The 21,132-nt window shown below is 30.5% G+C and carries 21 protein-coding genes; 16 read left to right on the top strand and 5 right to left on the bottom strand.

Going from position 1 to position 21,132, the window contains the following annotated elements:
- Positions 1–16 precede the first annotated feature (16 nt).
- The 12 genes from RHP49_04765 to RHP49_04710 all read left to right on the top strand — a co-directional run bounded on the left by RHP49_04765 (position 17) and on the right by RHP49_04710 (position 11,479).
- Complete coding sequence (locus tag RHP49_04765; GenBank protein ID WNH13568.1) at positions 17–1,546, top strand: hypothetical protein; 1,530 nt, start codon at positions 17–19, stop codon at positions 1,544–1,546.
- Between the two features lie 88 nt (positions 1,547–1,634).
- Complete coding sequence (rsgA, locus tag RHP49_04760; protein ID WNH14379.1) at positions 1,635–2,585, top strand: ribosome small subunit-dependent GTPase A; 951 nt, start codon at positions 1,635–1,637, stop codon at positions 2,583–2,585.
- Positions 2,582–3,034 (top strand): D-aminoacyl-tRNA deacylase, encoded by a 453-nt coding sequence (gene dtd / locus RHP49_04755; GenBank protein ID WNH13567.1) that lies wholly within the window; start codon positions 2,582–2,584, stop codon positions 3,032–3,034. Before rsgA ends, dtd begins: the two co-directional genes overlap by 4 nt.
- Positions 3,034–3,570, top strand: a complete 537-nt coding sequence (locus RHP49_04750) for a metal-dependent hydrolase (GenBank protein WNH13566.1) — start codon at positions 3,034–3,036, stop codon at positions 3,568–3,570. Before dtd ends, RHP49_04750 begins: the two co-directional genes overlap by 1 nt.
- Positions 3,571–3,627: 57 nt before the next feature.
- Positions 3,628–5,538, top strand: a complete 1,911-nt coding sequence (locus RHP49_04745) for a DUF3857 domain-containing transglutaminase family protein (protein ID WNH13565.1) — start codon at positions 3,628–3,630, stop codon at positions 5,536–5,538.
- Positions 5,539–5,624: 86 nt separating this feature from the next.
- A complete protein-coding gene (locus tag RHP49_04740; GenBank protein WNH13564.1) occupies positions 5,625–5,876 on the top strand; it encodes a hypothetical protein in 252 nt (83 codons plus the stop codon).
- A gap of 119 nt (positions 5,877–5,995) precedes the next feature.
- The gene (locus tag RHP49_04735) at positions 5,996–6,121 is read left to right on the top strand and encodes a hypothetical protein (GenBank protein ID WNH13563.1); all 126 of its coding nucleotides are present in this window, start codon (positions 5,996–5,998) and stop codon (positions 6,119–6,121) included.
- Entirely contained in the window at positions 6,118–6,444 is a 327-nt protein-coding gene (locus tag RHP49_04730; GenBank protein ID WNH13562.1) for a nucleotide pyrophosphohydrolase, read from the top strand. Before RHP49_04735 ends, RHP49_04730 begins: the two co-directional genes overlap by 4 nt.
- A 36-nt stretch (positions 6,445–6,480) precedes the next feature.
- Positions 6,481–7,713 carry a 3-phosphoshikimate 1-carboxyvinyltransferase gene (locus RHP49_04725; protein ID WNH13561.1) on the top strand — a complete coding sequence of 411 codons (1,233 nt, stop codon included), beginning with the start codon at positions 6,481–6,483 and terminating at the stop codon, positions 7,711–7,713.
- A 231-nt stretch (positions 7,714–7,944) separates the two neighbouring features.
- Positions 7,945–8,994, top strand: a complete 1,050-nt coding sequence (gene queA / locus RHP49_04720) for a tRNA preQ1(34) S-adenosylmethionine ribosyltransferase-isomerase QueA (protein WNH13560.1) — start codon at positions 7,945–7,947, stop codon at positions 8,992–8,994.
- Positions 8,995–9,260: 266 nt separating this feature from the next.
- Complete coding sequence (gene rlmN, locus RHP49_04715; GenBank protein WNH13559.1) at positions 9,261–10,301, top strand: 23S rRNA (adenine(2503)-C(2))-methyltransferase RlmN; 1,041 nt, start codon at positions 9,261–9,263, stop codon at positions 10,299–10,301.
- Positions 10,302–10,501: 200 nt separating this feature from the next.
- Positions 10,502–11,479: a polyprenyl synthetase family protein gene (locus RHP49_04710; GenBank protein ID WNH13558.1), complete on the top strand. Its 978-nt coding sequence runs from the start codon at positions 10,502–10,504 to the stop codon at positions 11,477–11,479.
- A gap of 133 nt (positions 11,480–11,612) precedes the next feature.
- Here the strand turns inward: RHP49_04710 and RHP49_04705 are convergent, their stop codons facing one another.
- From RHP49_04705 to RHP49_04690, 4 genes are all read right to left on the bottom strand, one after another.
- Entirely contained in the window at positions 11,613–12,269 is a 657-nt protein-coding gene (locus tag RHP49_04705) for a class I SAM-dependent methyltransferase (protein ID WNH13557.1), read from the bottom strand.
- Positions 12,270–12,495: 226 nt separating this feature from the next.
- Positions 12,496–13,443 carry a transglutaminase family protein gene (locus RHP49_04700; protein ID WNH13556.1) on the bottom strand — a complete coding sequence of 316 codons (948 nt, stop codon included), beginning with the start codon at positions 13,441–13,443 and terminating at the stop codon, positions 12,496–12,498.
- An 11-nt stretch (positions 13,444–13,454) separates the two neighbouring features.
- Positions 13,455–14,381, bottom strand: a complete 927-nt coding sequence (locus RHP49_04695; GenBank protein ID WNH13555.1) for an alpha-E domain-containing protein — start codon at positions 14,379–14,381, stop codon at positions 13,455–13,457.
- A gap of 15 nt (positions 14,382–14,396) precedes the next feature.
- Positions 14,397–15,839, bottom strand: a complete 1,443-nt coding sequence (locus RHP49_04690; GenBank protein WNH13554.1) for a circularly permuted type 2 ATP-grasp protein — start codon at positions 15,837–15,839, stop codon at positions 14,397–14,399.
- A 297-nt stretch (positions 15,840–16,136) separates the two neighbouring features.
- Between RHP49_04690 and RHP49_04685 the strand changes: the two genes are divergently transcribed.
- Genes RHP49_04685 through RHP49_04675 form a run of 3 tightly spaced genes read left to right on the top strand, consistent with a single transcriptional unit; the run spans position 16,137 to position 18,582 of the window.
- Positions 16,137–16,715, top strand: a complete 579-nt coding sequence (locus RHP49_04685) for an RNA polymerase sigma factor (GenBank protein WNH13553.1) — start codon at positions 16,137–16,139, stop codon at positions 16,713–16,715.
- Complete coding sequence (locus RHP49_04680) at positions 16,702–17,466, top strand: hypothetical protein (protein WNH13552.1); 765 nt, start codon at positions 16,702–16,704, stop codon at positions 17,464–17,466. Before RHP49_04685 ends, RHP49_04680 begins: the two co-directional genes overlap by 14 nt.
- 57 nt (positions 17,467–17,523) lie before the next feature.
- The gene (locus RHP49_04675; protein WNH13551.1) at positions 17,524–18,582 is read left to right on the top strand and encodes a hypothetical protein; all 1,059 of its coding nucleotides are present in this window, start codon (positions 17,524–17,526) and stop codon (positions 18,580–18,582) included.
- On the opposite strand, the gene RHP49_04670 is transcribed toward RHP49_04675, so the two are convergent.
- Positions 18,579–18,959, bottom strand: a complete 381-nt coding sequence (locus RHP49_04670) for a hypothetical protein (protein ID WNH13550.1) — start codon at positions 18,957–18,959, stop codon at positions 18,579–18,581. The two genes, RHP49_04675 and RHP49_04670, sit on opposite strands and share 4 nt — an antisense overlap.
- A gap of 187 nt (positions 18,960–19,146) precedes the next feature.
- Between RHP49_04670 and dnaG the strand changes: the two genes are divergently transcribed.
- Positions 19,147–21,108, top strand: a complete 1,962-nt coding sequence (gene dnaG, locus RHP49_04665) for a DNA primase (protein ID WNH14378.1) — start codon at positions 19,147–19,149, stop codon at positions 21,106–21,108.
- The last annotated feature ends 24 nt before the right edge of the window (positions 21,109–21,132 follow it).

The following is a 21,132-nucleotide window of genomic DNA, read 5'->3' as shown; positions in this document are numbered from 1 at the left end:
CTTCAACAAAAAAAAAATGAAAAAACTTTTAACCTTGGCTTGCCTACTTTTGTTTTGTATAGCCTTAAACGCTCAAGAAAAATCTTTAAATGAAATCACTTCTTTTAGGCTAAGGAACTCTGGATCTATGATGGATAAAAATAATGATGTCGATGGTTATTATTTTTATTATCAAATTGATAAGCTTAAAAAAGGCATGAGAGAGTATGCCATTAAAATACTAGATAATAACTTGAATGATATTGCAACAAAATCTTATATAGATAATAAGAATATAGTTTTAGCAGACAGTAAGTTTAACAATCAGGCTTTAATGTTTGCTATGATTAATACTAAGGAAGAGCAATATAAACTTGTGACTTTTGATAGACAAGGAAATCAGGGAGATGATGTTATAATTCCTGTTAATAAAAAAGAAATGAAATGGCTAGGTTATATGTTAAAAGCTGGAAACTTTAATATGCTTTTTCCAGTTGATAATAAGGGTTTTGTATTTAATTATATAAGAGATAATAAGAAGTTAGGTTATGGTTTGAAGTATATAGCAACTGATGGAGGCACGTCTTGGGATTATAACTCACCTGAAGATATTAAAGAGATTATGTCTATAAATCCGATAGAAGTAAATGAAGATGTGATAGTGGCACTTCAATCATCTAAAAAATCAATAATGAGTCAGACAATCAAATTTAAAGTTATTGTTATTGATATAAAAACGGGTAAATTATTATTTGAAAAAGAGTTTGATAGAGATAACAACCCGAGATTAATAACTAATTCATTTTTAACAGATGACAAAAAAGTAGTGCTTTTAGGAGAGTATTTCGAAAAAGGAGATAATGTAATTAAATCTAAGAGTTTGGGTTTGTTCGCACAAATAAATGATTTCACAGGAACTGTATTGTCTGATAATAAAGTGAGTTGGGAGAATAAAATAAACAAAATGATGCCAGTTGAATCTGATGGAAAAAATCCGAAAAGAGGGTATGTTTATTTTCACGATATAATACGTAATCAAAATGGATCTTATTTTTGTATCGGTGAAAAATACAGAAAAACAGCTAGTGGTTTAGGGATAGCAGCTGCAGCTTTAGGGGGAGGAGGATCAGTAACTCAATTAACAATTACTGATGCTGTAATGTTTGAATTTGATAATGGTTTTGATTTAAAAGACATTAAAGTCTTTAAAAAAGGAAAGTCTAGAGCTCCTAGTTTAATAGATGTAGGAAGTCCACAATTAAATGCACATGCGCTTAAGGCTTTTGGAGCATTTGATTATCAATTTACTCAAATAGATACAGATAGAGATCGTTTTTATGCAAACTTTATTGACTATGAAAGATTAAAAGGAGAGTCAAATAAATTGGCCTTTAAAACTATAATGTATGACGAAGGAAAATTATCTGAGGATAAAATTTATCTTCAAAAAGATAGTGGTAAAATAAAGTTTAGAGTTTTACCAGCAAAATTAGGTCATATCATGCTTCTTGAATATAATAAAAAAGAAAAAACTTTAGACTTGCATTTAGAGAAATTGAATTTATAATAAGGAATTGTTATCATTATAAAAAAGGTCTGCATTAATATGCAGGCCTTTTTTGTATGCTATGATATTTATTTTCATCTTTGTTGTAATGACAGGACGCGTTTATAAATCTACAGGAAGTTGGTACACCGTAAAAACTCAATTGGGTGAGACTTACGAGTGCCGTATAAAAGGTAAATTTCGTATTAAAGGTATTAAAAGTACAAATCCTATTGCGGTTGGAGACATTGTAGACTTCGAGTTAGAAACCGATAATAATCAAGTTTCTGGTATCATTCATAATATCCATGATAGAACAAATTATATTGTACGAAAGTCGGTAAATCTATCCAAGCAAACCCATATTATATCTGCAAATATCGATCTGGTTTTTTTAATGATTACCATTAATAACCCGCCAACCTTAACTAGTTTTATCGATCGGTTTTTGGTAACGGCTAATGCCTATTCTATTAAAACCGTTTTGTTGTTTAATAAGATAGATACTTATGATGAAGATACACTTAATGAAGTAAAATATTTAGCACATGTGTATCGCAAAATAGGTTACGAATGCATTGGGGTTTCAGCAAAAACTGGTAAAAATGTAGATAAGGTAAAGGCTTTAATGCATGGTAAAGTGAGTATGTTTTCCGGGCATTCTGGCGTTGGGAAGTCTACACTTGTAAATGCTATAGAACCAACACTAAATATAAAAACAAAAGAAATTTCTACGCAACATATGCAAGGGCAACATACAACAACCTTTGCAGAAATGTTCGATTTAAGTTTTGATGCCACCATTATTGATACACCAGGAATTAAGGGTTTTGGTGTTGTAGATATGGAAAAAGAGGAAGTGGGAGATTATTTCCCAGAGTTTTTTGCTTTAAAACAAAACTGTAAGTTTAATAACTGTTTGCATATAAAAGAACCAAAGTGTGCTGTAAAAGAAGCTTTAGATAATGGCGATATAGAATTTTCAAGATACCGTAGTTATTTGCAAATTATTGAAGGTGAAGGTGAGCATTATAGAACCGATACTTGGGAAAAAGAATGAAAGCTGTAATACAAAGAGTTTCAAAAGCAAGTGTCACTATTGAAGGAGAAAAAGTAGCCTCTATTTCTAACGGTCTTTTAATTCTTTTAGGAATTGTAAATGAAGATGCAGAAGAAGATATTAAATGGCTTTCAAATAAAATTATAAATCTGCGTATTTTTGGAGACGAAAATGACGTTATGAACAAGTCGCTTATAGATGTAGATGGTGATGTTATTGTTGTTAGCCAGTTTACCTTACATGCTTCAACAAAAAAAGGGAACCGCCCAAGTTATATAAAAGCAGCTAAACCAAATATTGCAATTCCGCTTTATGAAGGTTTTGTGAAACAAATAGAACTTGATTTTGGAAAATCTGTACAGACTGGACAATTTGGTGCCGATATGAATGTAGAGCTGCTTAATAATGGTCCGGTAACTATAATTATAGATTCTAAAAACAAAGAATAATGGCGTCCATTTTTGGACATAGCATGGTTGGTTATACATTAGCAAAAGTATGTGATTATAAAAATGCTAAGTGGTTATTAATCGTAGCTATTTTTTCAACCATTCTTCCAGATTTTGATGTTATTACTTTTAATTTTGGGATTGATTATGGACATCCTCTAGGGCATCGTGGGTTTTCACATTCTATCCTTTTTGCCTTATTATGGGCACTTGTTTTAATGCTTACTCTAGGTAGAAAAAACAAACTTATTTGGTTTGTTGTTATTTTTTTATCTACCCTTTCTCATGGTTTGTTAGATGCTATGACATCTGGAGGAAAAGGTGTTGGATTTTTAATTCCCTTTAATAATAATCGTTTTTTCTTTCCATTTAGAGGCATAAAAGTATCGCCTATAGGAATCCAAAAGTTTTTTTCTAATTGGGGCTTAAAAGTAATTTTTAGTGAATTTAAGTATGTAGTTACCCCTTGTTTTCTTATATTGGCTGTAAGATTTTTAGTTTATAAGCTAAAAGATACGCATTATAACAAAATATGATTTTTCTCATGTTATAATGAGTTTTAAAATAATATATTTAAAACTTATTCCTTTTTTATGTTTTTTAAGAACATTCTTAATACGTTAATATTACTCACAGCATTAACTATTTTTTCTCAAGAAAATTTATATACAAGTTTAACAATTCCAGATAATCTTAGGCAAAATGCTAATGCTGTTATTAGGTTTAATGATATGAATATTTCAATAAAATCTGCTAATGAAATGTATATCGCAAAAAAGAGAATTGTTACCGTATTGAATAAAGAAGGAAACGATAATATTGATGCTTATGTACATTATGATAATAATGTTAAAATTAATGAACTACAAGTTTTAGTTTATAATCAATATGGGGCACTTATAAAAAAAGTTAGAAAGAAAGATTTTAAAGATGTTAGTGCTGTTGATGGCGGAACATTGTATTCAGATTCGAGAGTTAAATATTTAGAATATACACCAATTACTTATCCGTATACTATTGAGTTTATTTGTGAAACTGTTACAAGTAATACGGCGTTTATTCCTTCGTTTATTCCAGTTGATGATTATTTTGTTGGATTAGAAACTAGCAAATACACGATTAATTATCCTGAAACAATTACTGTTAGAACTAAGGAAAAGAATTTTGAAAGTTTTGAATTAAATAAAGAAACGTTATCATATAGTATTAAATATAAAGTAAAAAGTATAGAAGCTATTAAACCAGAAACTTATAGTCCTGCGTTTTTTGATATCGCACCTAAAGTATTGTTAACTTTAAAACAGTTTACACTTGAAGGTGTTTACGCCGAAGTAGATGATTGGAATAGTTTTGGAAATTGGATGTACCATGATTTAATAAAGGATACTTATGATTTACCAGAAAGTACCATAAGAATGATTCAAAATCTTGTAAAAGATGAACAGAATGATATTGATAAAGCAAGAAAAATATATCAATATGTTCAGGATAAAGTGAGATACATTAGTGTGCAAGTAGGGATTGGAGGGTGGGAACCTTTTAACGCATCAGAAGTTGATAAATTGGGGTATGGTGATTGTAAAGCCTTAACAAATTATACACGATCACTTTTACAAGCTGTAGGTGTAGATTCTAATTATAGTGTTGTTTACGCAGGGAAATCTCAAAGAAGTATTGAAGGTGATTTTGCTGCAATGCAAGGAAACCATGTTATTTTAAATATTCCACAAGAAAATGAAGAAAATATATGGCTAGAATGCACCAGTCAAAAACTTCCATTTGGTTTTATTGGCGATTTTACCGATGATAGAGATGTATTGGTTATTACCCCCGAAGGAGGTAAAATAGCACACACCAAAAAGTATAGTGTTGAAGAAAATATCCAAAAAATAAAAGGAGAATATAGTATTTCAAATGGTGGAGCTATTGACGCTAAAGTAAATGTGAATTCTAAAGGTATTCAGTACGATGATAAATATTGGTTAGAAACCGAAACAGAAAGAGATTTAGATATTCATTATAAAACACGATGGAAATATATTAATAGTATTTCTGTTAGCCATATGAATATTGAAAATAATAAAAATGATGTTGAGTTTAAAGAAGATGTTGTTTTTAGTGCATCTAATTATTCTAAAATTGTTGGAAATAGAATGCTTCTTACATTAAATGCATTAAACAGAAACACTCATGTTCCTGATAGATATAGAACTAGAAAGCAGCCATTAAAAATAAAAAGAGGCTTTATAGATATTGATGAAGTTGAAATTAAGTTGCCAACCAACTATAAAGTGGAATCTATGCCTAAAGGCATGTTGGTCGAAAATAAATTTGGAAGCTATAAAGCAGATGTTGAAGTTAAAGACGAAAACACACTAATTTATAAAAGAAAATTTGTTATTAACGATGGTGAATTTCCTAAAGAAGATTATACCGGTTTTAGGAATTTTTACAAAGAAGTTTCAAAAATGGATAATGCAAAAGTAGCCTTAATAAAGAATTAAGTATAAAACCAACTATAAATGAAAACCACTACAATTTTATTAAGCTTATGCTTTTGCATTTCGGCATTTGCACAAGATTACAAATTTTGAAAAGTATCAAAAGAAGAATCGTAAGAAAAGATAAAACGTCTTCAACAATAAGTTTGTATCCAAATGTAAAATCTAAACCTATTTCTGAATCTTATAAATTTTCAATAGAAAATCAAGCCGATGTTATTGATGATAAAATATATTTTTCACCATTATTTTTCCTGAAAACAAAAGAAAACCCTTTTAAACTAGAAAAACGCGAGTTTCCAGTCGATTTTGGATATCCTTCATCAACATCATATATCTAACTATTAATATACCATCAGGATATAAAGTAGAATCGACTCCAGAGCCAGTTCAGTTAGTACTTCCAGATAATTTAGGCTCTTATAAATATAATATATCAATTAAACAAAACACGATTCAGTTGTCCATTGATACAGAAATAAACCAATCTAGAATATCACCTATTTATTATGAAGCTTTAAAAGCTTATTTTAGTAGCTTATTAAAAAAAGAATCAGAACAAATTGTTTTAACTAAAGTAGAATGAACATTCAAAACGCACAAAAAGAAGTAGACGATTGGATTAAAGAACATGGTGTTCGTTATTTTAACGAGCTTACTAACATGGCGCAACTTACCGAAGAGGTTGGTGAAGTGGCTCGCATTATAGCGCGTCGTTATGGAGAGCAAAGCGAAAAAGAAAGCGATAAAAATAAAGACTTAGGAGAAGAACTTGCAGATGTTATGTTTGTTGTATTGTGTTTAGCCAATCAAACAGGAATAGATTTACAGGCTTCATTTGATAAAAAATTGGATTTAAAATCCAAGCGCGATCACGATAGACATCATAATAACGAAAAATTAAAGTAAATTTGCAGCTTGTTTAAATATAGATTTACAAACTAGATGCATATTACACTTCAAAAATCTAAAATTGCAAAGCAATCTTCAGTCGAAATTACAGGTTCTAAAAGCGAATCTAATAGATTATTATTATTACAAGCGCTTTATCCAGAGTTTGAACTTGCAAACGTTTCAAATTCAGATGATAGTTGTTTAATGACAGATGCTTTGGCATCGTCGTCTGAGGTAGTCGATATTCATCACGCAGGAACCGCTATGCGTTTTTTAACTGCTTATTTTTCTATTCAAGAAGGGAGAGATACTGTTCTTACAGGGTCTAAACGAATGAAAGAGCGCCCTATTAAAATTTTAGCAGAAGCACTTCAAGATTTAGGAGCAGATATTAGTTATGTTGAAAATGAAGGTTTTCCACCTATAAAAATTAAAGGCAAAAAGTTAACTAAGCATCAGGTTACTTTAAAAGCGAATGTAAGTAGTCAGTATATTTCTGCTTTGTTATTAATAGCTTCAAAACTAGAAAATGGTTTAGAATTAACTTTAGAAGGTGAGATTACATCGGTGCCATATATAAATATGACTTTGAGTTTATTAGATGAAATAGGTGTAGAGTCTTCATTTATAGGTAATGTTATTACAGTAAAACCTAATACTAAGCAATTAAAATCTAAAACGCTTACTGTCGAATCAGATTGGTCCTCGGCATCTTACTATTTTAGTATTGCAGCATTAAGTGAAGTAGGGACAGAAATCACTTTAAGTTCTTATAAAGAAAACTCTTTACAAGGCGATTCTGTTTTGGTAGACATCTATAAACATTTTGGGGTTACAACTGTTTTTAATGATAATTCTGTAATTCTTAAAAAAGAAGCTTCTATATTATCTCCTTTAAAACTAGACTTAAAAAATGCTCCAGATATAGCGCAAACTATTGCTGTTACTTGTTTTGCATTGGGTATTTCTTGCGATTTAATAGGTTTGCATACCTTAAAAATTAAAGAAACTGATAGACTCGTTGCATTAAAAACAGAGATTGAAAAACTTGGAGGAACAGTTGCTATTACAGATAAATCATTGCATCTCTCTGCCTCAGAAAACATCAAAGAATTAGTTTCTATAGCAACTTATAACGACCATAGAATGGCAATGGCATTTGCGCCTTTAGCACTTAAAACACCAATTATTATTGAAGATGCGGCTGTTGTTTCTAAGTCGTATCCAACATTTTGGGACGACCTAAAATCTATTGGTTTTCAAATCATACCTAATCAGTCTTAAAATGATTGATAATAAATTTAAATTATATTTTCTTTAAATAAGATAGAAAATATAAGCATAGCCTTAGTTACGGCTCTATTTTATATTGATATATAAAGGAAATAGAAACGAATTTAATTGATTATTTTGTGATTTATTAGGTATATAGAATAATAATCCCCCTTTTACTTGACAACCCCTATCTGCAGATTGTATATTTGTACTTTTCTAAAAATAACTAAATACTCATAAATGAAATTATCACACTTTGGCTTTAATTTACCAGATGAATTATTAGCAGAACATCCAGCTGAAAACAGAGATGAGTCTCGCTTAATGGTTTTAAACAGAAAAGAGCAAACCATAGAGCATAAAATGTTTAAAGATATTATTGAATATTTTAATGAAGATGATGTTTTAATACTTAATAATACCAAAGTATTTCCTGCTAGATTATATGGTAATAAAGAAAAAACAGGAGCTAGAATAGAGGTGTTTTTATTACGTGAATTAAATGAAGAACAACGTCTTTGGGATGTTTTGGTCGATCCTGCTCGAAAAATAAGAATAGGTAATAAACTATATTTTGGAGATGATGATACCTTAGTAGCAGAGGTTATTGATAATACAACTTCAAGAGGACGTACATTACGTTTTTTATATGATGGCTCTTATACAGAGTTTCGTAAAAAACTAAACGAACTAGGAGAAACACCACTTCCAAAATATATAAAAAGAGAAGTAGAGCCAGAAGATGAAGAGCGTTACCAAACTATTTTCGCTAAAAACGAAGGTGCTGTAGCAGCTCCAACTGCTGGACTTCACTTTTCAAGACACCTGTTAAAACGTTTAGAGATTAAAGGTGTTCATTTTGCAGAGGTAACTTTACACGTAGGTTTAGGTACTTTTAATCCTGTTGAGGTTGAAGATTTATCTAAACATAAAATGGATAGCGAAGAGCTGAAAATTGATGGAAAAGCTGTAGAAATTGTAAATAAAGGTCTTGCAGAAAAAAGACGGGTTTGTGCTGTAGGTACAACTGCAATGCGAGCTATAGAAAGTGCTGTATCATCTAACGGTAAATTAAATGAAATTGATGGATGGACTAATAAATTTATTTTTCCTCCGTACGATTTTAGTATTGCTAACTGCATGATTACAAATTTTCACACACCAAAATCTACATTGCTAATGATGGTTTCGGCATTTGCTGGTCACGATTTTATAAAACGAGCTTATGATGAAGCTGTAAAAGAAGGTTACAAATTTTACAGTTACGGTGATGCCATGTTAATTATATAAATTTAATAAGCCTTGTTAATTCAAGGCTTTTTTTATTGCTACTATTTTAGGGTATTACCAAAAAGGGTTGCGCTTTAGATAGTCGCTTTTTTGTGTTGCATAGGTGCAACAACACAAAAAGAGCTTCAACAATACCTCAATCGCTAATACAAATCATAGCTTCAATTTAAAATTCATAAATAAAGAATTTAGAAGTAAATCTATTAAGATAAGAGTTTCCTCCTTTGGAAGATTAAGGAGGCTTTTTTTCCTATTTTTGCATTTCAATGGACATCAAGAAAAAAGACATACGAGCATTAACCAAAGAACAACTTCGAGACTTCTTTGTAAAACAAAATGATAAAGCTTTTCGTGGCAATCAGGTTTATGAATGGTTGTGGCAAAAAGCAGCACATAGCTTCGAGGACATGACCAATCTGTCTAAAGAAACACGACAGATGTTAGAAGATAACTTTGTCATCAATCATATCAAAGTCGATAATATGCAGCGTAGTAGCGATGGTACGGTTAAAAATGCAGTAAGGTTACATGATGGTTTAATAGTAGAATCGGTTTTAATACCAACAAAAACGAGAACTACTGCCTGTGTGTCTAGTCAAGTAGGATGTAGTTTAGATTGTCGTTTTTGTGCTACGGCGCGTTTAAAACGTATGCGTAATTTAAATCCCGATGAAATTTACGACCAAGTAGTAACCATTGATAAGGAAAGTAAGTTGTATCATAATCGCCCGCTAAGTAATATCGTTTTTATGGGAATGGGAGAACCGCTGATGAATTATAATAATGTTATAAAGGCCATCGATAAGATAACTTCACCAGAAGGTTTAGGGATGTCGCCTAAGCGTATTGTTGTATCAACCTCAGGCGTTCCTAAGATGATAAAAAAAATGGCAGATGATGATGTCAAGTTTAAATTAGCAGTCTCATTACACTCGGCTATTGATGAGGTTAGAACGTCTATAATGCCTTTTAATGCCACGTTTCCATTAAACGATTTAAGAGAAGCCTTGCAATATTGGTATGCAAAAACTAAGAATAGAATTACTTACGAGTATGTTGTTTGGGATGGTATTAACGACCAAAGAAAAGATGTAGACGCCTTAGTGGAATTCTGCAAATTTGCACCAAGTAAAGTGAATCTTATTGAGTATAATCCTATTGATGATGGCGAGTTTCAGCAAGCCCAATCTAAAGCATTAGATATGTATGTAGATGTTTTAGAAAAAAATAATATAACGGTTACTGTTAGACGAAGTCGAGGAAAAGATATTGATGCTGCTTGCGGACAATTAGCAAACAAAAGTTAAATTATTTGCCTTTTGTCATTAAGTTTTATTGTCGCATTGAGCGCAGTCGAAATGCTAATGAAAACTAAACTTTAATTCGTCTTCAACTGCGCCTAGGCTGATATTACATGATTAATTAAATGATATTTGAAGAATGACCTTTATAAATAAAAATAAACTTTTTAAAATAATTCATCTGAAATAGTATCTTTAAGCTCTGAATGAAAATTGTAGAACAAATAAAACAACCTATAGCTTACGAAATGGAACTTTTTGAACAAAAGTTTCAGTTGTCTATGGCTAGTAAAGTAGCATTACTTAACAGGATAACGCATTATATTGTGAACCGTAAAGGGAAGCAAATGCGTCCTATGTTTGTGTTCTTAGTTTCTAAAATGGTTTCTAATGGCGAGGTGAGTGATCGTACTTATAGAGGTGCTTCGGTTATAGAATTGATACACACGGCAACATTAGTACATGATGATGTTGTTGACGATAGTAATATGCGTCGCGGATTCTTTTCTGTAAATGCGCTTTGGAAAAATAAAATAGCCGTTTTAATTGGAGATTATTTACTTTCCAAGGGTTTGCTTTTAAGTATTGATAATAATGATTTCGATTTGCTTAAAATCATTTCAATTGCTGTACGCGAAATGAGTGAGGGCGAGTTGCTTCAAATTGAAAAAGCGCGTAAACTTGATATTACTGAAGACATCTATTACGAGATTATTCGCCAAAAAACTGCTACTTTAATAGCGGCTTGTTGTAGTTTGGGTGCAGCATCTGTAAAGCCCGAATCGACAGATGTTGAAGTAATGCGGAAATTTGGAGAGCTTATTGGTATGGCATTTCAAATAAAAGATGACTTATTTGATTATGGTGATACCCAAATAGGAAAGCCAACAGGTATAGATATAAAAGAGCAAAAAATGACTTTGCCTTTAATTTATGTATTAAATCAAGCTTCAAAGAAAGATAAAAATTGGCTTATAAATTCTATAAAAAACCATAATAAAGACACTAAACGTGTCAAGGAAGTGATTGCTTTTGTGAAAAATAATGGCGGCTTAGATTATGCCATTAATAAAATGAAACAATTTCAAACAGAAGCTTTGCAAATACTTCAAAACTATCCAGAATCAGATTATAAAAATTCACTAAAACTTATGGTGAATTATGTGATTGAGAGAAAAAAATAAAAGTGGTTTTTAGCGGTTACGCTTAATGTTTTGTGTTTGGTTTAGTATTTATATTGCAAATAAATCGCAGATATAAAATTTCAACTAGGAGAATATTTCGTTTACAGATAGGTTGTTTTATCTTGTTTCATCGTTAATGTTTCCTCGCCACTATATGAAATATTTGCCAATGTTTTGGTTTTCTAAGCTCTGGTGGATCGTCTCGTTCTTCTTCCCTAATCATCTCTATTGAAAAGCCGTCGAGTAACTTTAAAACTTCTTCACGAGAGTGATGAGAACGATTCGGAAGTGATGCCCAGGTATCTCTGCTTCCAAAGAACTGACCTGCAAATCTTCCTCCAGGGCGAATTGATGCTATGATTTTATTCCATAGCACTTCAAAATGTTGTGGTTCGCAAAACGGCAAGGCAAAACTTGCGTTCACCATGTCACAGTTGGGAAACTTCATGTCATTGAAGCTCACCTCTGTTGTCGTTAAATTGGGTTTTAACACCTCTGGTACCCTTGCCCATAAATGAGAGAATGCTTCTGGGTGATTATCGGTTGCTAATACGTGCCAGTTTCTACCAAGTAGTTCTAGTGAATCACGACCTTCTCCTGCGGCTAAATCTACAGCAAATCCTGAATTAAATCCTTCTTGTTCAAATGAGTCTAAGGCGGCAATGAGTGTGTCTCGCGCACCTTTTCCAAGAACAGCATTGAAATACCCCGACCAGTCTTCTATCTCCGAGAAGTCTTGTGCACCCATGGGTGGTAAGTCTAACTTCTTTGATTTGTCTTGTTCGTTCATAAGGTTTCTATGTTGTAATACTATAATTCTGCCAATTTTTAAAAAACTAATAATGCCATTTAAAAAGTTAACTTTTCATATTTCTCGTTATAAATGAATCATAACTATAATGATATGATATTGTTTTAATGCTTTAAATTAGAAAATAAACGAAGTTAGCTAAAATTTCATGTAAATTCCAGTTAATAAAAAGTATGGGTTTTTAATAAAACAATTTTATTAAAAATTACTGTTGTTGTTGTATTTGCTGAATAAGCTCTAAGTTTCGTTTGTAACTATTATCTCTTAGAGTTGTTGTGTTTAATTCTGGCTCAGAATCTTTTGGTATTTTAGATGTTTTAACTTCAACTGCTACTTGCATTTCGGCTTCAACTTTACCTTTAAAAACACCTTTTACAGGAGAGCAATCGTTATAATTTCTGCCAACTGCTAGTCTAACATGGTTTTCGTTTGCTATGGCATTATTAGTCGGGTCTATACCAAGCCAACCATAAAAAGGAATATAGGCTTCTATCCATGCATGGGTAGCTCCTTCACCTCTTGTTATATTGTTGCTTGGACAAATATAGCCACTTACGTAGCGTGCAGGAATACCAATCATTCTAAGCATCTGTAAAAGCACATTTGTGAAATCTTGACAAACACCTGCCTTTAGTTTCCAAACTTCATCTAAAGCTGTATTAACATCTGTAATACCTTGGATGTATTTGAAGTTAGTGTAAACATATTCGGAAAGTTCCAGTAAAGCTTTAAATGGTGATTTTGTAGTAATATTTTTTTCTGCTATTAAATTATGAATATCATGACTACCATCAAAGGGCTTGTGCTTTAGAAAATCAATATACTCAATATTGTTTTTTATTAACTTTAATTCAGCCCATTGTTTGTCAATTTCAATATCATCATTTGGAAATAATCTGTCATAAGTTATAACTTCTATTTCAGATGTAATATTTAATTCATGATGCGGGTCAGTAACCATAAATGTTCCAACTCTATTACCAAAAAAATCTGTAAATGTTTCAATATATGGATTGTTGGTTACAGATAATAAATGCGATGTTACCTTTTGGTAATCATCATTAATGGGGTGTAATCTAGTGAGTGTTGCGCCATCAATTACGGCATTACTATAGGTGTATTTAGTAGTGTGTTTAATAAAAAAGGTGGCCATAAAATTAAAGGTTAATTGTTTTGTGAAAAGTAAACAGCATTAATATTTAAAGAAATATTTCTAATGTCTTCTTTAATATCATAAATAAAATTATGTAACCCTTGGGTTTTTATATTTTCAATAGTTGTGTATTTGATAGTGCTTTCAAGTTTTCCTAATAAAAATTCAATATTATTTCTTTCAAGTTGATTGCTTTCAATAAGCTGATTAATATGTCTGCTTAATTTGTTGATGCAATAATATACAGATCTAGGGAATAATTTATCTTGAAAAACCATACTTATTACATGATCTTCACTAAAGGTAGATTTATGTGTTTTTAAATATAATTGATAGCCGCCAACAGATAATAAGAGGTTTTTCCAATAAAAACTTTTTTCTAAACTGTCTGACGTATTTCCTATATCGTTAAGTTTAAGTGATGTGAAATCTGAAATAAGTATAACACGTTCTAAAAATTTGCCAACATTCATAAAATAATACGAAGAACCTCGTTCTTGTGTATTATCGGCAGTGCCATAGTAAATTAAATGATGCTTTCTTAAATCTTCTAAAAATTCAATAGGATCTTCTTCTCTCAATCTTGAAGGTAAATCTTTGTTTGTAAGGTATAAGTAGTAGTTATTAATACATAACCATAGTTCTCTAGATATATGTTCTTGAACGCTTCTAGCATTTTCTCTAGCTTTTGTAACAATATTTAAAATAGAGTTTGAGTTACTGGTGTTAAAAACCATAAAATCGATACATTCTATGGCGTCTTCAGTATCAAACTTATTTTCTGGTGGCGTAAAATTTTTAATTATTGGTGTCCAAGAAAATAATTCTGGAGAGTCTTGGTTGGCATAATAATTTACCTTGAGTAAATTTAAAATACCATTACCGCGTTCCATATATCTGTCTAACCAAATAAGATTATTTGCTACTCTGCTTAACATGCTTTTTGTTTTATATTATTGAATAACCCATGTGTCTTTACTTCCACCACCTTGAGAACTATTAACCACTAAAGAACCTTTTTTTAGTGCGACTCTAGTTAATCCTCCAGGACATATGTCAATACCATCACGACCAGATAATGCAAATGGTCTTAAATCAATACATCTTGGTGATAATTTACCGTCAATATAGCAAGGTGCTGTTGAAAGTCTTAAAATGGGTTGTGCTATAAAATTTTCAGGTCTTTTCTTTACATTGTTTATGTAATCTTCAATATCTTCATCTGAAGCTTCATGGCCCATGAGCATGCCATAACCACCACTACCATCAGTTTTTTTAATAACCATGTCTTTAATGTTTTTAATAACATAGTCTAATTCGTCAGGTCTTCCTAATTGATAGGTTTCTATGTTTTTTAATAGAGGTTCTTCATCTAAATAGTATTTAATCATGTCAGGTACATAGGTGTAAATAGCTTTGTCATCGGCAATACCCGTTCCTGGAGCGTTCACAATATTAACATTACCTTTTCTAAAAACAGCCATAATACCGGCAACGCCTAAAACACTTTCTGCATTAAATTCAAGCGGATCCAAAAAGTCATCATCTACACGTCTATATATAACATCAACTTGTCTTAAACCATTAGTGGTTTTCATATAAACAAAGTGATTTTTAACAACCAAGTCACTGCCTTCTACTAATTCAATTCCCATTAATCTAGCTAATGTAGTATGCTCGTAATATGCCGAATTATAGATACCAGGAGTAAGTAAAACAATATTAGGATCTGATATGTTTGAAAGCTCTTTAAGCTTTTTGTGTAACATGTTTGGGTAACTTGAAACCGACCTTACATTATTTTTTGGTAGAAGACCAGGGAATAAACGTTTAGAAATTTCTCTGTTTTCTAGCATATAGCTTACTCCAGAAGGTGTTCTTAAATTATCTTCAAGTACATAAAATTCACCATCGTTATTTCTAATTAAATCAACACCAGATATTTGTACATACACATCATGAGGGACTTTCACACCTTTCATTTCGTGTAAAAAATTTGGGCATGAATAAATTAATTCTGCTGGAATAATACCATCTTTTAAAATAAACTGTTCGTTATAAATATCTTTAATAAACAGATTTAAAGCTTTAAGCCTTTGTTTGATGCCACTTTCAATTTTATCCCATTCTTTAGCGGTAATAATTCTTGGAACTATATCAAAAGGGAATATTTTCTCAATGCCTTCATTGTCATTATAAACTGTGAAGGTAACACCTTGACTCATGAATAATTGTTTAGATAGGTCTTCTTTTTTAGTGAGTTTTTCTGGGGAAGTTTTTTCTAAATATTTTATAAATTCTTCATATTGAGCTCTAAATTCTGCATTATCGTTGTACATCTCGTCCCAAGTTTTTGGAAGCTTGTCATATGATGAAAAAAGGTGGTTTTTATCCATAAGCTTTAGTGTATATTACCAAATATAGCTAATTGATAGAAGATAGTCAATAAATAGAAGTTTTTAGTAAACAAAACTTAACATTTATTTAAAATTGATAAAAAATCAATAGTTTTTTAATAACGAATGTATTTTTTTGAGATTTAATTATTAGATGAATAATTAGTTTAAATGAGATTTTTATAAAAGACTGATTTTCTTTTTTTTTTAGATAAAACTATAGACTAGTTTTAAAATTTATTTAATTTCTGGGCAACCATTTTCATAATATTTTCGTCTTTATAAATAGAACGCAAAATGACATCATTTTTGAAAGTTATTCAACTCCATAAAAGCGAATCGGCACTAATAAAAAAGGCGTTGAAAAATAATCATGAGGCACAACATGTGTTATTCGAATTGCACGCTCCAAAAATGTTAAGTGTTTGTAGATATTATATTAAGGACTTACAATTTGCAGAAGATGTCATGCTAAAAGGATTTTTTAAAGTGTTTGTCAATTTAAAAAGCTTTAAAAATGAAGGAAGTTTTGAAGGTTGGATACGCAAAATTATGGTTAGAGAATCCATTTCATTTTTAAGACAACAAAAGAATATTGAGTTTTCTTTAGAGGATGTTGATATTAATGACACGCATGCAAATACTATTACTCTAAGTCTTGAAGTAGATTATATACAGCAATTAATAGACATGCTTCCCGAAGGTTATAAAATGGTATTTGTAATGTATGCCATAGAAGGTTATAAGCATCATGAAATTGCAACCATGCTAAATATTAATGAAGGCACATCAAAATCGCAATTATTTAAAGCACGAAAAATGCTTCAAGAAAAAATTAGTGAATTAAATAAGATAACAAGTTATGGCGTCAAATAAATTTGAAGAAGACATAAAAGAAAAGCTTGAGGGAAGACGATTGAAATTTTCTGAAAATGCTTGGAGCAAATTGTCTAGTAGCTTAGGTGAACAAAAAGAAACTAAAAACAATAAGTCATATTGGTTGTTTGGTTTGGCAGCAAGTATTGTTGGTGTTCTATTGTTGGTTTCTCAGTTTTTTAATAACCAAACATATATTGAAGATTTGCCCAAAGTTGTAGACTCTCCAGAAGTTATTATACAGGATTCTAATAATGTTATTGCTAAAGAAATTCCCAAAGAAGAAAAATTTGAAGAGAATAAAACAGTAATAGGGTTAGATAAAAATATAAATCAGATAAATAAAAAAGCCACTGAGGGTTTAGAAAATAATACTTCAAATAATGTTGTTGCAGTTTCAAGTAAAGAAGAAGTTGAGTTAGTTAAAAAAGATATAAATCAGTCTGAAGTTTTAAAAGAAAAACCATCTTTTGAAGAACAAAAAATACAAGATATTGTTGCTCAAGTACACGTTTTAAAAGAAGCAAAAACAGAAGTTACAGATGCCGATATTGATGCTTTATTATTACAAGCTCAACAAGAAATTAGGCTGCATAAAATATTGAATGAAACCACAGGATTGGTTGATGCTAATGCATTACTTCAAGAAGTGGAAGAAGAATTAGATCAATCTTTTAGAGAAAAAGTTTTTGATGCTATAAAGACAAGCTTTAATTCGGTAAAAACAGCGGTTGCCCAGCGAAACGATTAAAAAATCATCAAATCAATCATAAATTAATGCCCGTTATGGGCTAAAAAACGAACAGTTATGCAAACAATTACTAAATGCTTAGTGGTGTTAATACTAAATTTAAATGTGCACTTTATCAATGCACAAGATTCTATACCTGCAATTAAGAATAAGCAGAATATAGAAATGTTAGAAAAGGTTAAAATTACCATACAGGAACAGGAGCGAGGTTATTTAAAAGAAGAAGTTATTGCGATTAACAAACGCTTAGAAAACAATGAAATTACTTTTTTAGAAGCTGAAAATTTAAAAAAAGAAGCCGCTAAAATACATGCTTTAAATATTGAAAACAGAGTTGCTATTGTAGATAATAAAATAGCGCTTTTAAAAAGAAATGAATATGGTTTACATAAGGAAGGGAAGGATAATTTAATTGGATTGAATATAAGTAATAAAAGTTTTAATGTAAAGGCAAAAAGAACACCACCTAAATATGATATTCGAACATCAAACGACTTTTTGTTAGCAATAGGTTTTAATAATGCGATTATTGATGGCGAAAAATTAGATGATTCACCTTATAAATTTAAAAGTTCAGGTTTTGTTGAATTAGGATGGAACTGGAAAACAAGACTTTTAAAAGAATCTAATTTTTTAAGATTAAAATATGGTTTTGCTTTTCAATGGAATAAATTTAGGCCAAATGATAATCAATATTTTGTGCAGCAAGGAAATCAAACTGCTTTAGAAAGGTTTCCAGAACATCTTAAAAAAGCCAAGTTAACAATTACCAATTTGGTCTTTCCGTTGCATTTAGAGTTTGGACCATCAAGAAAATTAGATAGAGCAGATCGTATTAGATATATTAACAATAATAAATTCAAAATAGGTATAGGTGGTTATGGTGGTTTTAATATTGGGACACGTCAAAAATTAAAATACCAATTGAATGGTCAAAATCATAAAGACAAGCAAAAGCAAAGTTTTAACACCTCTAATTTAGTTTACGGTTTAAGTAGTTATATTGGTTTTGGAGACACAGCATTGTACGTAAAATATGATTTGTCACCTATTTTTAAAGATCAAATCACTGACCAACATAATATTTCTGTAGGTATTCGATTTGATATAGATTAAGAAAACAAAGGTTTATATTTTTTCTTGTTTATTATTATAAGTGTAAAATTTAGAAATGCTACTATAAGTGCTGGCCAAATTTTAATTAGGTCATTATTTAAAAGATTGAAAATTAAAAATGAAATAGTTAACGGAAATAACACAATTACTATAAAAGCAGACCATTTATTAATAATTAAAAATAGACCAATTATAATTTCGAAAAAATATAAGTATGGCAAATATTCAGCAACAGTATCTATAAAGTCTCTTGTGTTTTCAGGCATTGAGTCATAAGAGGTTGGTAGGAAATGTAAAAATTGATTTAAAGCATATATAATTAAAAATAACCCTAATATGGTTCTAGACCATTTTGATATGTTTGCTTTGGTTAACATAAGTTCGCTGTTTTTAAATTAAAATAATGTATAAAAATAATACTTCTATCATATTTAAACTATGATTATTATCATATATAATTAAATGAATATTTATCTTTCAAATAAATATGGAAGATTGGGGTGGTTTTAAAATTTCACAAATCAATACTTTATATTACATTTACATTTCATATAAATGTCCAAATTGATATCACCAGCTTCCATAGATTTAGTGTTTGAAACTGCTCGTGTAGAGGAGGTTATAGGTGATTTTGTTCAGTTAAAAAAAGCGGGAAGTAATTTTAAAGGTTTAAGTCCGTTTAGTGATGAGCGCTCTCCTAGTTTTATGGTGTCGCCAGTAAAACAAATATGGAAAGATTTTTCTACGGGCAAAGGAGGTACCGCAGTATCTTTTTTAATGGAGCATGAACATTTTACTTATCCAGAAGCCATAAAATATCTTGCCAAAAAATATAATATTGAAATAGAAGAAACCGAGCAAAGTAATGAACAAAAGGAGCAAGCCAATGAACGAGAAAGTTTATATCTGGTAAGTGAGTTTGCTAACACGTATTTTCAAAAAGTATTGCATAAAACCGATCAGGGAAAATCGATAGGTTATAGCTATTTTAAAGAACGTGGTTTTACTGAAGAAACCATCAAAAAATTTGATTTAGGATATTCACTCAACGAATGGCAAGCCTTTACAGATGAAGCTCTAAAACAAGGTTATAATATAGATTTTTTAGAAAAAACAGGATTAACTATTATTAAAGAAGATAAACGCTTTGATAGGTTTAAAGGTCGTGTTATGTTTCCTATTAAGAGTATGAGTGGTCGTGTGTTAGGGTTTGGTGGTCGTATACTTATTGTAGATAAAAAGGCTGCAAAATATGTAAACTCACCAGAAAGCGATATTTATCATAAAAGTAAAGTGTTGTATGGTATTTACCATGCAAAGCAAAGTATTGCTAAAGAAGATAATTGTTTCTTGGTTGAAGGCTATACCGATGTCATTCAATTTCATCAAACAGGAATAACAAATGTGGTGTCGTCTTCTGGTACAGCATTAACTTCAGAACAAATACGATTAATAAACAGACTTACAAAAAATATAACTGTACTTTTTGATGGTGATGCAGCGGGAATGCGTGCATCTTTAAGAGGTATCGATTTAATTTTGGAACAGGGAATGAACGTTAAGGTTTGTACGTTTCCTGAAGGAGAAGATCCAGATAGCTTTGCAAAACAAAATACACTTGAAGAATTAACGCTTTACTTAAGCGAGAATGCTAAAGATTTTATTCAGTTTAAAGCTTCTATTTTATTTGAAGAGTCTAAAAATGACCCAATAAAAAAAGCAGAAACAGTTAGAGATATCGTAAATAGCATTTCTAAAATTCCAGACCATATTAAAAGAGAAATCTATGTACAGGAATGTGCTAGAATTATGGATATTAGTGAAGAGGTGCTTTTTAGTACGTTAGCTCAAATTAATAAAAAGGATTCTCAAGAAGAAAATAAACAATTTAAAAAAGATCAAAAAGCATTTGATGTTATAAGGCATGAACCTAAACCTGTTAAGAAGGTGGATGTACAATATGTTTTAGAGCGAAAAATAATTGAAGTTTTATTACTTTATGGAAATAAAGCAGAAGATTTTGAAGACTTAGTTTTAAAAGAAAATGATAAAGGTGAATTGGTGTTAGAACCAGAAATTCATCGTGCTAAAGTATTTGAAAAAGTGTTTTTAGATTTACAGGATGATGAAATGGAATTTACAAATCCTCATTTCAAAACCATGTATTATACTATTATAGATAGACTGAATCAAAGTCCAGAATTTGAACTTAAAACATTTATAAATTCAGTTGATCCAGATATGTCTAACGAAATTACAACCATTTTAATGGATGATGAGCGCTATGCCTTAGATGATTGGAATAGAATGAATATCTTTCCAAAAGAAAAAATGCATAGTGTTGCGCAATTAGTTAGCGAAACCATTTTAAGTTTACGTTGTTTTTTAATAGATCAAAAAGTAAAAGAATTTCAGCAAGAAACTTTGCAAAATAATAGTAATACAAATAGAAATATACTTGAAGAAGTAAAAGATTATTCAGGTTTAAAAATGTTGTTGTCTAGAAAGTTAAATAGGGTTTTATAAAAAAAAATAACGTTAAATGTTAAA

It is taken from the genome of Flavobacteriaceae bacterium HL-DH10 (genome assembly GCA_031826515.1).
Taxonomy (GTDB): domain Bacteria; phylum Bacteroidota; class Bacteroidia; order Flavobacteriales; family Flavobacteriaceae; genus Thalassobellus; species Thalassobellus suaedae.
Note: the sequence above shows the minus strand (reverse complement) of the source record. Positions and strands in the feature narration are given on the sequence as shown.